The 13,676-nt window shown below is 73.2% G+C and carries 15 protein-coding genes; 9 read left to right on the top strand and 6 right to left on the bottom strand.

The genetic code is table 11. The features are described 5' to 3' along the window. The 6 genes from AE652_RS20210 to AE652_RS20185 all read left to right on the top strand — a co-directional run. On the top strand, positions 1 to 932 hold a 932-nt coding region (locus AE652_RS20210), incomplete at its 5' end, for an MBL fold metallo-hydrolase (protein ID WP_049653525.1). Between the two features lie 180 nt (positions 933 to 1,112). Then, entirely contained in the window at positions 1,113 to 2,666 is a 1,554-nt protein-coding gene (locus AE652_RS20205; RefSeq protein ID WP_049653529.1) for a TldD/PmbA family protein, read from the top strand. After that, positions 2,666 to 4,063, top strand: coding sequence for a metallopeptidase TldD-related protein (locus AE652_RS20200; protein WP_049653524.1), 1,398 nt, complete (start codon positions 2,666 to 2,668; stop codon positions 4,061 to 4,063). Before AE652_RS20205 ends, AE652_RS20200 begins: the two co-directional genes overlap by 1 nt. Before the next feature lie 31 nt (positions 4,064 to 4,094). After that, positions 4,095 to 4,643: an RNA 2'-phosphotransferase gene (locus AE652_RS20195; RefSeq protein ID WP_049653527.1), complete on the top strand. Its 549-nt coding sequence runs from the start codon at positions 4,095 to 4,097 to the stop codon at positions 4,641 to 4,643. A gap of 166 nt (positions 4,644 to 4,809) precedes the next feature. Continuing rightward, on the top strand, positions 4,810 to 5,193 hold the full coding sequence (locus AE652_RS20190; RefSeq protein ID WP_049653522.1) for a DUF3099 domain-containing protein: 384 nt from the start codon (positions 4,810 to 4,812) through the stop codon (positions 5,191 to 5,193). A 264-nt stretch (positions 5,194 to 5,457) separates the two neighbouring features. Next, a complete protein-coding gene (locus tag AE652_RS20185; protein ID WP_049653520.1) occupies positions 5,458 to 5,697 on the top strand; it encodes a hypothetical protein in 240 nt (79 codons plus the stop codon). A 44-nt stretch (positions 5,698 to 5,741) separates the two neighbouring features. Here AE652_RS20185 and moaA read toward each other — a convergent pair whose 3' ends face one another. From moaA to AE652_RS20165, 4 genes are all read right to left on the bottom strand, one after another. After that, complete coding sequence (gene moaA, locus AE652_RS20180) at positions 5,742 to 6,731, bottom strand: GTP 3',8-cyclase MoaA (RefSeq protein ID WP_049653518.1); 990 nt, start codon at positions 6,729 to 6,731, stop codon at positions 5,742 to 5,744. 76 nt (positions 6,732 to 6,807) lie between these two features. Further along, on the bottom strand, positions 6,808 to 8,415 hold the full coding sequence (locus AE652_RS20175) for a cation acetate symporter (protein WP_049653517.1): 1,608 nt from the start codon (positions 8,413 to 8,415) through the stop codon (positions 6,808 to 6,810). Beyond that, complete coding sequence (locus AE652_RS20170; RefSeq protein ID WP_049653515.1) at positions 8,412 to 8,771, bottom strand: DUF485 domain-containing protein; 360 nt, start codon at positions 8,769 to 8,771, stop codon at positions 8,412 to 8,414. The genes AE652_RS20175 and AE652_RS20170 overlap by 4 nt, the downstream gene beginning before the upstream one ends. Positions 8,772 to 9,063: 292 nt before the next feature. Next, on the bottom strand, positions 9,064 to 10,107 hold the full coding sequence (locus AE652_RS20165) for a zinc-dependent alcohol dehydrogenase family protein (RefSeq protein ID WP_049653512.1): 1,044 nt from the start codon (positions 10,105 to 10,107) through the stop codon (positions 9,064 to 9,066). Positions 10,108 to 10,232: 125 nt separating this feature from the next. Here AE652_RS20165 and AE652_RS20160 point away from each other — a divergent pair, with 125 nt between their 5' ends. Then, the gene (locus tag AE652_RS20160) at positions 10,233 to 11,228 is read left to right on the top strand and encodes a DEDDh family exonuclease (protein WP_049653510.1); all 996 of its coding nucleotides are present in this window, start codon (positions 10,233 to 10,235) and stop codon (positions 11,226 to 11,228) included. Positions 11,229 to 11,259: 31 nt separating this feature from the next. Beyond that, entirely contained in the window at positions 11,260 to 12,057 is a 798-nt protein-coding gene (locus tag AE652_RS20155) for an SURF1 family protein (RefSeq protein WP_049653507.1), read from the top strand. Here the strand turns inward: AE652_RS20155 and trxA are convergent. Together trxA and AE652_RS20145 are read right to left on the bottom strand one after the other, a co-directional pair. After that, the gene (gene trxA / locus AE652_RS20150) at positions 12,054 to 12,386 is read right to left on the bottom strand and encodes a thioredoxin (protein ID WP_049653505.1); all 333 of its coding nucleotides are present in this window, start codon (positions 12,384 to 12,386) and stop codon (positions 12,054 to 12,056) included. The two genes, AE652_RS20155 and trxA, sit on opposite strands and share 4 nt — an antisense overlap. 3 nt (positions 12,387 to 12,389) lie before the next feature. Then, complete coding sequence (locus AE652_RS20145) at positions 12,390 to 12,797, bottom strand: MerR family transcriptional regulator (RefSeq protein ID WP_049653502.1); 408 nt, start codon at positions 12,795 to 12,797, stop codon at positions 12,390 to 12,392. A 110-nt stretch (positions 12,798 to 12,907) separates the two neighbouring features. Here AE652_RS20145 and AE652_RS20140 point away from each other — a divergent pair, with 110 nt between their 5' ends. Further along, positions 12,908 to 13,669 (top strand): SDR family oxidoreductase, encoded by a 762-nt coding sequence (locus AE652_RS20140; protein WP_049653500.1) that lies wholly within the window; start codon positions 12,908 to 12,910, stop codon positions 13,667 to 13,669. Positions 13,670 to 13,676 lie beyond the last annotated feature (7 nt).

Raw genomic sequence — 13,676 nt, 5'->3', positions numbered from 1 at the left:
CCACCGGCGCCCCCGGCTTCGACGGCGCCACCGCCCGCCGGATGCTGTTCGAGCGGGCCGGCCGCGTCCCCGCCCACCCGGTGCCGACCGTCCGCCCCGCCACCCCGCCCGGGCCGGCCGCCGAGGGCGTGGAGGTCACCTGGTACGGGCACGCCTCCGCGCTGGTGGAGATCGAGGGCTTCCGGGTGCTGCTCGACCCGGTCTGGAGCGACCGCTGCTCCCCCGCCGCACACGTCGGCCCCAAGCGGCTGCACCCGGTGCCGGTCGGGCTGGAGGAGCTGCCCCAGGTCGACGCGGTGCTGATCTCGCACGACCACTACGACCACCTGGACATGGCGACGGTCAAGCGCCTGGTGCGCAGCCAGTCCGCGCCCTTCGCGGTGCCGCTCGGCATCGGCGCCCACCTGCGCCGCTGGGGCGTCCCCGAGCACCGGATCATCGAACTGGACTGGGACGAGACCTGCACCCTGGGCGACCTGGTGCTCACCCTGACCGCGGCGCACCACTTCTCCGGCCGCGGGCTGACCCGCAACACCACCCTGTGGGGCTCCTGGGTGATCGCCGGCCCGAAGCGCAAGGTCTTCTACACCGGCGACTCCGGCTACTTCGAGGGCTACGCCCGGATCGGCGCGCAGCACGGCCCCTTCGACGCCGCGCTGGTCCAGATCGGCGCCTACGACGCGGCCTGGGCGGACATCCACATGACCCCCGAGGACGCCGTCCTCGCGCACCGGGACCTGACCGCCGGCCTGCTGGTGCCGGTCCACTGGTGCACCTTCAACCTGGGCCTGCACCCGTGGGCCGAGCCGATCGAACGGCTGGTGAAGGCCGCCAAGGAGCAGGCCGTCCCGCTGGCCGTGCCGCGCCCCGGCGAGCGGGTCGACGTCGACAACCCGCCGGAGCTGGACGGCTGGTGGGAGACCGTCGGCTGACGGCCCGCGCCCGAGGGCCGCGGAGCCGGGCACCGGAGGCCCGACCGGACGGTCCCTCACTGCGGCGCACCGGTCGAAATGCGCTGGCCGGAAACCCGGTGGACGGGAAATGATGCGGTGCGGGCGCCCCTGTGGCGCCGCACCGCCACCCTCCGCGACCTGGGAGCCCGATTGCCTCCGATCCCTCCGGCCGATCGCTCCGGTGCCCCGCACGGGCGCGCCGTCGACCCGGCGTTCCTCGCCCTGCCGCTGCGGCCCCTCGCCGACGCCGCCCTCGCCCGCGCCCGCGAACTGGGCGCGAGCCACGCCGACTTCCGCCTGGAGCGGATCCGCAGCGCCTCCTGGCGGCTGCGCGACGCGCGCCCGGCCGGCACCTCCGACAGCGTGCAGCTCGGTTTCGCCGTCCGGGTGGTGCTGGACGGCGCCTGGGGCTTCGCCGCCGGTGTCGACCTCACCCCCGACGCGGCGGCCCGGGTCGCCGAGCAGGCCGTCGCGGTGGCCCGCCTCTCCGGCGGGATCAGCCGGGCGGCCGGCTCCACCGAGCGGGTCGAGCTGGCCGGCGAGCCGGTCCACCGGGACGTCACCTGGGTCTCCGCGTACGAGGTCAACCCCTTCGAGGTGCCGGACGCCGAGAAGACCGCGCTGCTCGCCGAGCGCAGCTCCCGGCTGCTGGCCGCCGAGGGCGTCTCGCACGTCCAGGCGGCCCTGCGGACCGTCCAGGAGAACAAGTTCTACGCGGACACCGCCGGCACGGTGACCACCCAGCAGCGGATCCGGGTGCACTCCGACCTGGAGGCCACCTCGGTCGACGAGCGCACCGGCGCCTTCGACTCGATGACGACCCTGGCCCCGCCGGTCGGCCGCGGCTACGAGTACGTCACCGGCACCGGCTGGGACTGGGACGCCGAACTCGCCGAACTGCCCGTCCTGCTGGCCGAGAAGATGCGGGCCCCGAGCGTCGAGGCCGGCCGCTACGACCTGGTGATCGACCCGACCAACCTCTGGCTGACCATCCACGAGTCGATCGGCCACGCCACCGAACTGGACCGCGCGCTCGGCTACGAGGCCGCCTACGCCGGCACCTCCTTCGCCACCTTCGACCAGCTCGGCTCGCTGAAGTACGGCTCCGAGCTGATGCACGTCACCGGCGACCGCACCGCCGAGCACGGCCTGTCCACCATCGGCTATGACGACGAGGGCGTGGCCACCCAGTCCTGGGACCTGGTCAGGGACGGCGTCCTGGTCGGCTACCAGCTCGACCGCCGCATCGCCGCGTTGAAGGGCTTCGAGCGCTCCAACGGCTGCGCCTTCGCCGACTCCCCCGCGCACGTCCCGGTGCAGCGGATGGCCAACGTCTCGCTCCGGCCGGCCGCCGACGGCCCGGACACCGCGGGCCTGGTCGGCCAGGTCGAGAACGGCCTCTACATCGTCGGCGACCGTTCCTGGTCGATCGACCAGCAGAGGTACAACTTCCAGTTCACCGGGCAGCGCGCCTACGCCATCAAGAACGGCGAACTCGCGGGCCAGGTCAAGGACTTCGCCTACCAGGCCACCACCACCGACTTCTGGGGCTCGATGGCGGCGGTCGGCGGCCCGCAGACCTACTTCCTCGGCGGCGCCTTCAACTGCGGCAAGGCGCAGCCCGGTCAGATCGCGGCGGTCAGCCACGGCTGCCCGTCGGCGCTGTTCCGCAACGTCAACGTGCTCAACACCCAGCAGGAGGCGGGTCACTGATGACCGCGAAGCAGCCCCACGAACTCGTCGAGCTGGCGCTCGGCCTCTCCCGCGCCGACGGCTGCGTGGTGATCGCCGACGAGGAGTCCACCGCCAACCTGCGCTGGGCCGGCAACGCCCTGACCACCAACGGCGTCACCCGCGGCCGCCGCCTCACCGTGATCGCCACCGTGGCCGGCGCCGAGGGCACCGCCTCCGGCGTGGTCTCCCGCGAGGCCGTCACCGCGGCGGAGGTGGAGGGCCTGGTACGGGCCGCCGAGGAGGCCGCCCGCGCGGCCGGACCGGCCGAGGACGCCCAGCCGCTGATCGCCGGCGGGCCCTCCTCGCCGGACTTCACCGAGCCGCCCGCGCTGACCTCCATCGAGGTGTTCGACGCCTTCGGCCCGGCCCTCGGCGAGGCCTTCGCCCGCGCCGCGGCCCAGGGCCAGCTCCTGTACGGCTTCGCCCGGCACGAGATGACCTCCAGCTACCTGGGCAGCTCCACCGGCCTGCGGCTGCGCCACGACCAGCCCACCGGCATGGTCGAGATCAACGCCAAGACCGCCGACCTCTCCAGCTCCGCCTGGGTGGGCGCCTCCACCCGGGACTTCGCCGACGTCGACGTCGCCGGCCTGCACACCGAGCTGACCAGGCGGCTCGGCTGGGGCGCCCGCAAGGTGGACCTGCCCGCCGGGCGGTACGAGGCGCTGCTGCCGCCCTCGGCCGTCGCCGACCTGCTGATCGTCCTCAACTGGTCCTCCGGCGGCCGGGACGCCCAGGAGGGCCGGACGGTCTTCTCCAAGCCCGGCGGAGGCACCCGGATCGGCGACAAGCTCAGCGCCCTGCCGCTGACCCTGCGCTCCGACCCGCGCGAACCCGGCCTGGAGGCCGCGCCGTTCGTGCTCACCCACTCCTCCGGCGGGGACTACTCGGTCTTCGACAACGGCCAGCCGATCACCGCCACCGAGTGGATCCGCGAGGGCATGCTGAACGACCTGGTCACCACCCGCCACGCGGCCGCCCTCACCGGCCTGCCGGTTCGCCCGGCGATCGACAACCTCGTGCTGGAGACGGCCGACCAGGAGTCCGCGCCGACGCTGGACGAGATGATCGCCCGCACCGAGCGCGGCCTGCTGCTCACCTGCCTCTGGTACATCCGCGAGGTGGACCCGGCGACGCTGCTGCTCACCGGGCTCACCCGGGACGGCGTCTACCTGGTGGAGAACGGCGAGGTCGTCGGCGAGGTCAACAACTTCCGGTTCAACGAGTCCCCGGTGGACCTGCTGAACCGGATCACCGAGGTGGGCCGCACCGAACGCTGCCTGCCCCGCGAGTGGAGCGACAACGTCACCCGCACCGCGATGCCACCCGTGCGTGTCACGGACTTCAACATGAGTTCGGTCAGCCAGGCCTCTTAGCCGCTGACCGACGGGGGATACGAGAGACATGATGGACGAGAAGCGCCTGGTCAGGTCGAGCAAGATGCTGTCGCGGATCCTGCGGCACGAGCCCGGGCTGGCGGGGGTCGCGCTGGACGCGTCCGGCTGGGTCCGGGTCGACGAGCTGCTCGCCGGGCTCGCCGCCCGGGGCCGGCCGCTCACCCGGGCCGAGCTGGACCACGTCGTGGCGACCAACAACAAGCGCCGCTTCAGCTACTCGCCGGACGGTCTCTCGATCCGCGCCAACCAGGGCCACACGGTGGCGGTCGACCTCGGCCTGACCGCCACCGTGCCGCCGCCCGTGCTCTACCACGGCACCGCCGACCGGCACCTGGCGGCGATCTTCCGCGAGGGCCTGCGCCCGATGGCCCGCCAGGACGTCCACCTCTCGGCGGACACCGGGACGGCCACCGGGGTCGGCGCCCGGCACGGCCGTCCGGTGGTGCTGACCGTGAACGCGGCGGCGATGACGGCGGCCGGCCACGAGTTCCGGCTCAGCGAGAACGGCGTCTGGCTCACCGACGCCGTGCCCCCGCAGTACCTCTCCCGCCGCTCCTAGCGCCGCGCCGCGCCGCCGAGGGCCTGTCCGCTCCGCCGGACAGGCCCTTCGCGTACCCGACCGGGTGGGTGCGGCCCACCCGGTCTCGTCGCCGGGTGCGCCCGGGCGTACCGTGAGGAGGCCGCGCGGCCAGGCGCGCGGGTGCGCGACGAGGGCGGTAGGACACATGGGCAAGAGCGCCGACGACGGGCAGGTCTTCCGGATCACGGGGGCGCGCAGCAGCCTCACCGAGGACGTCCGGGGACGCCAGCGCCGCTACGTCATCTCGATGCTGCTCCGCACGGTCTGCGTGCTGCTCGCGGTGGTGCTGTGGGACGTCCAGCGCTGGCTGGCGTTCGCGGCGCTGGCGGGCGCCGTCCTGCTGCCGTACTTCGCGGTGCTGATCGCCAACGCGGGCCGGGAGCGGGCCCCGGGGCTGCCGAGCACCTTCGACATCCCGCTGGACACCCCGCTGATGCTCGGCCCCGGTGGGACGGGTGGGGCTGGTGCGAAGGCTGGTACAGGAGAGGCAAAGGCCGTTCCCACCGATCCTTCACAGGACGTGGACTGACCGTCCGTTTCGTGCCGCTTCACCCCCGTCCGGCTCAGCGAAAGCTCAAAAGAAGCTCAGATTAATCATGCAAGACCTCCCCATCCGAGGGTCTTGGCGTGACATACTGCGTACGCGCTCCGCATCCCCCGTCGGAGCGACGGACCGACGCCGGGCGGCTCCCCCCGTGGCTGCCCGGCGTCGCCATGCCCGGATCCGGTCGGCCCGGACGGGCGTGACAGACTGGCGGTGCAGACCCACCCGCCAATCGTTGAGGACGGCCCGATGGACACCCCGCAGACGCCGATCTGCTCCGCCAAGGGCTGCCGGACGGACGCCGGCTGGGTGCTGGTGTGGAACAACCCCAAGCTGCACACCCCGGACCGCCGCAAGACCTGGCTCGCCTGCGACGGGCACCGCGAGCACCTGTCCCAGTTCCTCTCGGTGCGCGGCTTCCTCAAGGAGGTCGTCGCCTTCGCCGACTGGACCCCCGAGCCCGCCGAGGGCTCCGGGAAGCCGGCCTAGCGCCTGCCCGACCGGCTCCAACCGGCCCAACCCGCTCGGCCCGCTCAGCCGCCGATCGCGGACATCGGCCGCTCGGGCTGGAGGAACTCCGGGTCGTCGATCCCGGCCCCGGCCTTCTTGCCCCACATCGCCGCCCGCCACAGCGCGGCCAGTTCGGCGTCGTCCGCGCCGGAGCGCAGCGCGGTGCGCAGGTCGGTCTCGCCGGTCGCGAACAGGCAGTTGCGCACCTGGCCGTCGGCGGTCAGCCGGGTGCGGTCGCAGGCCCGGCAGAACGGCCGGGTGACCGAGGCGATCACGCCCACCCGGCCCGGGCCGCCGTCCACCAGCCAGCGCTCGGCGGGTGCCGCGCCCCGGCTCGCGGACGGCTCCGGGGTGAGCGTGAAGCGGGTGCGCAGCAGGTCCAGGATCTCCGTCGCGGTGACCATCGACGTACGGTCCCAGCCGTGCTGGGCGTCCAGCGGCATCTGCTCGATGAAGCGCAGCTCGTAGCCCCGCTCCAGGCACCAGGCCAGCAGGTCGGCCGCCTCGTGGTCGTTGACCCCGCGCATCAGCACCGCGTTCAGCTTCACCGGTGCCAGCCCGGCAGCCTCGGCCGCGGCCAGCCCGTCCAGGACGTCCTGGTGGCGGTGGCGGCGGGTGAGGGTGTGGAACACCTCGGGGTCGAGGGTGTCCAGCGAAACGTTGACCCGGTCCAGGCCGGCCTCGCGCAGCGCCGTCGCGGTGCGGGCCAGTCCGATGCCGTTGGTGGTCAGCGAGAGCTCCGGGCGCGGCTCCAGCTCCGAGCAGGCGGCGACGACGGCGACCAGTCCGGGACGCAGCAGCGGCTCGCCGCCGGTGAAGCGGACCTCGCGCACGCCCAGGTCGCGCACGGCCACGGTGACCAGCCGGACGATCTCCTCGTCGGTCAGCAGCTCGGGCTTGGCCAGCCACCGCAGGCCCTCCTCGGGCATGCAGTAGGTGCAGCGCAGGTTGCAGCGGTCCGTGAGGGAGACCCTCAGGTCGACGGCCTGGCGTCCGAAGGTGTCGAGCAGCACGTTCGTCCTTCCCCGAGATGCGGCCGGCCCGGCCACCGTCACGGCGGGCCGGGCCAGCATAGTCATCGCGGGACGATCAGTGGGCGCCCAGCCCGGTCAGCGAGCGGACCTCCAGTTCAGCGTACTTCGCCGCGTCGGGGCGTTCCCTGGACAGCAGCGTGCCGAGCCAGCCGGCCAGGAAGCCGACCGGGATGGAGACCAGGCCGGGATTCTCCAGCGGGAACCAGTGGAAGTCGGAGTGCGGGAAGAGCGAGGTCTTCGCGCCGGAGACCACCGGGGAGAAGACCACCAGCGTCACCGAGGTGAGCAGTCCGGCGTAGACCGAGCTGACCGCGCCGACGGTGGTGAAGCGCTTCCAGAACAGCGAGTAGAGCAGGGTGGGCAGGTTCGCCGAGGCGGCGACGGCGAAGGCCAGCGCGACCAGGGCGGCGGTGTTGAGCTTGTCCGCGAAGAGGCTGAGCACGATCGCCACCGCCCCGATCGCGACCGCGGCCCACTTCGCCGACCGCACCTCCTCCTTCTCGCTCGCCTTCCCGCGCCGGATCACGTTGGCGTAGAGGTCGTGGGCGAAGGAGGCCGAGGAGGCGAGCGTGAGCCCGGCGACCACGGCCAGGATGGTGGCGAAGGCGACCGCCGAGATCACCGCGAGCAGGATCGCGCCGCCGGTGCTCCCGGCGCCCCCGCCGAGCGCCTCGGCCAGCTGCGGGGCCGCGGTGTTGCCCGCCGCGTTCGCCGCCTTGATCGCCTTGGAGCCGACCAGCGCGGCCGCGCCGAAGCCGAGCGCCAGGGTCATCAGGTAGAAGACGCCGATGATGCCGATCGCCCAGAGCACCGACTTCCGGGCCGCCTTGGCGGTGGGCACGGTGTAGAAGCGGACCAGGATGTGCGGCAGGCCGGCGGTGCCGAGCACCAGCGCGATGCCGAGGCTGATGAAGTCGAGCTTGGCGGTGCCGCTGCCGTACTTCTGCCCCGGTTGGAGGAAGGCCTCGCCCTTGCCGCTCGCGCTCGCCGCCGCGCCGAGCAGTTCGGAGGGGTTGAAGTGGTACTTGGCCAGCACCAGGACGGTCATCAGCGCGGCGCCGGCGATCAGCAGCACCGCCTTGACGATCTGCACCCAGGTGGTGCCCTTCATCCCTCCTATCACCACGTAGACGATCATCAGCGCGCCGACCCCGACGATGGTCCAGCGCTTGGCGGCGCCCCCCTCGGCCCCCAGCAGCAGGGCCACCAGGGTGCCGGCGCCGACCATCTGGGCGAGCAGGTAGAAGATCGACACCACGATGGTGGAGACGCCCGCCGCGGTGCGCACCGGGCGCTGGCGCATCCGGAACGCGAGCACGTCCGCCATCGTGAAGCGGCCGGAGTTGCGCAGCGGTTCGGCGATCAGCAGCAGGGCGACCAGCCAGGCGACCAGGAAGCCGATCGAGTAGAGGAAGCCGTCGTAGCCGCTGAGCGCGATGGTCCCGGCGATGCCGAGGAAGGAGGCGGCGGACATGTAGTCGCCGGAGATGGCCAGGCCGTTCTGGAAGCCGGTGAAGCCGCGGCCGCCGGCGTAGAAGTCGGCGGCGCTCCTGGTCTGCCGCCCGGCCCAGACGGTGATGCCGAGGGTGGCGAGGACGAACACGCCGAACAGGGCCATCGTCAGGCCGCGGTGCTCGGTGGCGGAGCTGGCGAGCAGGCTCATTCGGCGGACTCCCGGGGAGCGTGGACGACGGCGCCGTGCGCCTCGCGGATCGCCGCGGCGGGCGGGTCGATCCGCCGGTCCGCGTAGCGGGCGTACCAGGCGGCGATGGCGAAGGTGGTCACGAACTGCAGCAGCCCGAGGACCAGGGCCACGTTGACGTGCCCGAGGACCTTGGTGCGCATCAGTCCCGGGGCGTAGCAGGAGAGCAGGACGTAGAACAGGTACCAGAGCACGAAGCCGATGGTGACCGGGAAGGCGAAGCTCCGGAACGAGCGCCGCAGCGTACGGAACTCCTCGCTGTCGTCGATGAGTTGGGCTTCCGTGGCGGCGGTGGTGGTGAGCGGCGGCGAATCCACGCTGTCTCACTCCTTCGGCGTATTTGTCACACGGGGGGAACGATCGAACGTGAGGGGCGTCACATGTCTGGTGTGCGCCGCGCAATGCTAGGAGCGTCCTGCCCGCCCCGGAAGGGGTTGACCGCGATCAGTCGACCGTTCACCCCCTCGCACCATCCGATTGGCCGAAAAACAGCCCATCCCAGCGACCGCACCGCCCACGATCGGCCCCCGGAACCTCCCCGGAGAACGGCTCCGGCCCGTGCCGCGCCCCGAACGGGGCGGCACGGGCCGGAGCCGGGAGGCCGACGCCTCAGAAGGCGATCCGCACCTTCAGGGCCGAGCGGTCGTCCATCGCGCGGTAGCCGTCCGGAACGCCGTCCAGGCCGACGGTCCGGTCGAAGACCAGGCCCGGCTCGATGGCGCCCGAGAGGACGTCCGGCAGCAGCTCGGGGATGTACGCGCGGGCCGGGGCGACGCCGCCGTTCAGCGAAACGTTCCGGCCGAACATCTGACCGATGTCGACGCCCGCGCTGCCGCCGTGCGGCACCCCGACGTAGCCCACCGCGCCGCCGTCCCGGGCTATCGAGACGGCCGTCCGCATCGACTCCTCGGTGCCGACCGCCTCCAGCACCGCGTGCGCGCCCTGCCCGCCGGTCAGCTCCTTCACCGCCTCGACCGCGGCCTCGCCGCGCTCCGCCACCACGTCCGTCGCACCGAAGCGGCGGGCCAGCTCGGTGCGGGCCGTGTGCCGGCCCAGCGCGATGATCCGGCCCGCGCCCAGCCGGTGCGCCGCCAGGACGCCGCACAGGCCCACCGCGCCGTCGCCGACCACCGCGACCGTCGCCCCGGGCCGCACCCGCGCCGAGACCGCCGCGTGGTGCCCGGTGGACATCACGTCGGACAGCGCCAGCAGCCCGGGCAGCAGCTTCTCGTCGCCCGCCGCCTCCTTCGGCAGCTTCACCAGCGTCCCGTCCGCGAACGGCACCCGCACCGCCTCGCCCTGGCCGCCGTCCGAACCGACCTGCCCCCAGAACCCGCCGTGCGGGCAGGAGGTCTGGAGGCCTTCGAGACAGAAGTCACACACGCCGTCCGACCAGACGAACGGCGCCACCACGAAGTCGCCCTTGGCGAAGCCGCGCACCTCGGCGCCGACCTCCTCGACCACGCCGAGGAACTCGTGCCCGATCCGCTGCCCGGCCACCCGCTGCGCGACCCCGCGGTACGCCCACAGGTCGCTGCCGCAGATACAGGCGTTCACCACCCGGAGCACCACGTCCGTCGGGTACTGGATCACCGGGTCCGGGACTTCTTCGATCCGGATGTCGTTGGGGCCGTGAATCACGGTGGCACGCATGCGCTGTTCCTTAGCTGAACGGTCTCGACCAGGTGTACGACACCCCCGCTGACCACTCTATTCCGGCCGGTCGGTCGGAACATTCCGGCCGGAGCCCCCCGCCCGGCCCCTTATCCTGTTGGACCATGCAACCGATCCAGCCCGAGACGTACGGAGCGCCGCGGACCGCCCCGGTCCCCGCGCAGCGCTCCGCCGCCCCCGCCGGGGGCTTCGCGGTCGTCGACGTCGAGACCACCGGTCTCGGCCGCTCGGACCGCGTCATCTCGGCGGGCGTCTACCAGCTGGACCCGGACGGCGAGGTCGTCGACCACTGGTACACCCTGGTCAACCCCGAGCGGGACCCCGGCCCGGTCTGGATCCACGGCCTCACCGCCGAGCTGCTCGCCACCGCCCCGACCTTCCCGCAGATCGCCGACGAGTTCGCCGCGCGCCTGCACGACCGCGTCCTGGTCGCGCACAACGCGCTCTTCGACTGGAACATGATCTCCCGCGAGTTCTCGCGGGCCGGCCTGCGCGCCCCGGTCGAGCAGCGGCTGTGCACCATGGTCCTCTCCCGCGACCTGCGCCTGCCGCTGCCCAACGGCAAGCTGTCCTCGCTCGCCGCCCACTTCGGCGTCCGGCAGCGCCACGCCCACAACGCCCTGGACGACGCCCGGGTGCTCGCCGAGGCCTTCCGCCCCAGCCTGCACCTCGCCCGCGACGGCGGCGTGCCGCTGCCGCTGCAGAACTGCGTCGCGGTCACCGACCTCGGCGAGGAGGAGCCCGCCGCCCCCGGCCGCGGCAACTGGACCGGCGCCTCGTACCGCCAGGCCAAGAAGCGCCCGCCCTGCCCGTACCCCAACCCGGGGCGCTGGCAGGACGGCAAGCCGCTGGTCCAGGGCATGCGGGTGGCCATCACCGGCGACACCGCCACCGACCGCGAGGTCCTGGAGGACCGCGCGGTCGAGGCCGGCCTGCACATCGCCACCTCGGTGAGCCGCCTCACCAGCCTGCTGGTCACCAACGAGCCGGACAGCTGGAGCGGCAAGGCCCGCAAGGCCCGCGAGGTCGGCACCCCCGTCGTCGGCGAGGACGCCTTCCTCCAACTGCTGCGCGAGGTCGCCCCGCACCCCGGTGCGTGAGCCCGTTGTGAGGTCGGCGTACCGTTCCCATGTGTACCGTTTTCTGCTGACCCGACAGTGGCTGATCACCATGCTGGTCGCGCTGCTGCTGATCCCCGCGACGATCAAGCTGGGCTTCTGGCAGCTTCACCGCCACGAGGCACGGGTGGCCCGGAACGAGCTGATCGGCCAGGCCCTCACGGCCGCGCCGGTCCCCTTCGACACCCTGTCGCCGACCCCCGGCTTCGCGGTCCCCAAGGACCTCACCTGGCGCACGGTGACCGCCACCGGACAGTACGACCCGGCACACGAGTTCGTGGTCCGCAAGCGGACCGACTCCAGCGGGACCATCGGCTACTTCGTCGTGACCCCGTTCCGGCTCGCCGACGGCAAGGGCACCCTCCTGGTCAACCGCGGCTGGGTCGCCTCCGGCAACGGCGCCACCGAGTACCCGCCCGTCCCGGCCACCCCCGCCGGCGAGGTCGCCCTCACCGGCCGCCTGCGCGCCGAGGAGACCTACGGCGCCAGCGGCATCAAGGACCGCACCGGCCTGCCCGACCGCCAGTTCAACCTGATCAACACCGACGAGCAGGCCAAGCGGACCGGCGCCCCCCTCCTCGGCGGCTACCTCGAACTCGCCGGCACCACCCCGGCCCCGGCCGACCAGCCCCAACTGGTCCCCGAGCCCAACCACTCCGACATCGGCCCGCACATGGCCTACGCCATCCAGTGGTGGCTGTTCACCGCGATGATCCCGGTCGGCGTCTGGGTCCTCGCCCGCCGCGAGGCCAAGGACCGCGCCAAGCAGGCCGCCGAGGCCGAGGTCGCGCTCGACGCCGTCCCCGCCTAGAGGACGTCCTCCAGCTCCCGCAGCAGCCGCGCCTTCGCCCGCGCCCCCACCACCGACCGCACCGGCTGCCCGCCCCGGAACACCATCAGCGTCGGCATCGACAGCACCCCGTACGCCGCCTGGGTCCGCGGGTTGTGGTCCACGTCCAGGCTCACCACCCGCACCCGGTGCGCCTCCTCCCGCGCGATGTCCGCCAGCACCGGCGCCATCATCCGGCAGGGCGGGCACCAGTCCGCCGTGAAGTCCACCAGCACCGGACCCTCGGCCGCCAGCACCTCCGCGGCGAACGTCTCGTCCGTCACCGCCGGCACACCCGCGATCTCCACCACCGTCTACTCCTTCGCCAGTTCACAATGGGGCGGTTCCTCGACGGCGGCCAGCTCGTCCCGCGCCCGTACGGCCCGGTCGAACTGCCCCGCCACCTGCGCCCTTACGTCCTGGAGCCGGGCGATGCACTCGTCCAGCTCCCCCAGCTTCCGCCGGTACACCTCCAGCGAGGCCGGACACGAGTCCCCTTCCGGGTGCCCCGCCCGCAGGCACTCCACGAACGGCCTGGTCTCCTCCAGCCCGAACCCGAAGTCCTGCAGCATCCGGATCTCGCGCAGCAGCCTGAGGTCCGCCTCGTCGTACGCCCGGTACCCGTTGCCCGCCCGCCGGGCCGGCAACAACCCCAACTGCTCGTAGTACCGCAACGCCCGCGTGGTCGTCCCCGCCCGCTCCGCCAACTCCCCGATCCGCATGCCGAACCACTCCTCCCGCACTTCCGACGACGACCGTAAACCTTCCCCCCGGCGTCAACGCCAGCCCCCTCGACCCGCTCCCCACCCTCCACACCGGGCACTATGTCCCCATGGATCTCGGACTGAAGGACAAGGCCTACATCGTCACCGGCGCCACCCGGGGCCTCGGCCTCGCGAGCGCCCGCGAACTCGTCGCCGACGGCGCCCGCGTGCTCGTCAGCGGCCGCACCCGGCAAGCCGTCGACACCGCCGTCGCCGGACTCGAGACCCTCGGCACCGCCCACGGCCTCGTCGCCGACAACGCCGACCCCGACACCCCCGAGCGCCTCATCGCCGAGGCCCGGCACCGCTTCGGCCGGCTCGACGGCATCCTGATCAGCGTCGGCGGCCCCCAGGCCGGCCCCGTGGAGACCACCCCCGAGGAGGCCTGGCGGGACGCCTTCGAGTCCGTCTTCCTCGGCGCCCTGCGCCTCGCCCGCGCCACCGCCGCCGCGCTCCCCGACGGCGGGGTGATCGCCTTCGTGCTCTCCAGCTCGGTCCGCCAGCCGATCCCCGGCCTGGGCATCTCCAACGGTCTGCGCCCGGGTCTCGCCATGGCCGCCAAGGCCCTCGCCGACGAGCTCGGCCCCCGCGGCATCCGGGTGCTCGGCCTGCTCCCGGCCCGGATCGACACCGACCGGGTCCGCGAGCTCGACGGCCTCGCCGCCGACCCCGACGCGGCCCGCGCCCAGGCCACCGCCTCGATCCCGCTGGGCCGCTACGGCACCCCCGAGGAGTTCGGCAAGGTCGCCGCGTTCCTGCTCTCCCCCGCCGCCTCCTACCTGACCGGCATCATGGTCCCCGTCGACGGCGGCGCCCTCCGCGGCCTCTGAGCCCGAC

The organism is Kitasatospora sp. MY 5-36, from assembly GCF_001182915.1.
Lineage (GTDB): Bacteria > Actinomycetota > Actinomycetes > Streptomycetales > Streptomycetaceae > Kitasatospora.
This window is presented reverse-complemented; position numbering and strand designations above follow the sequence as displayed.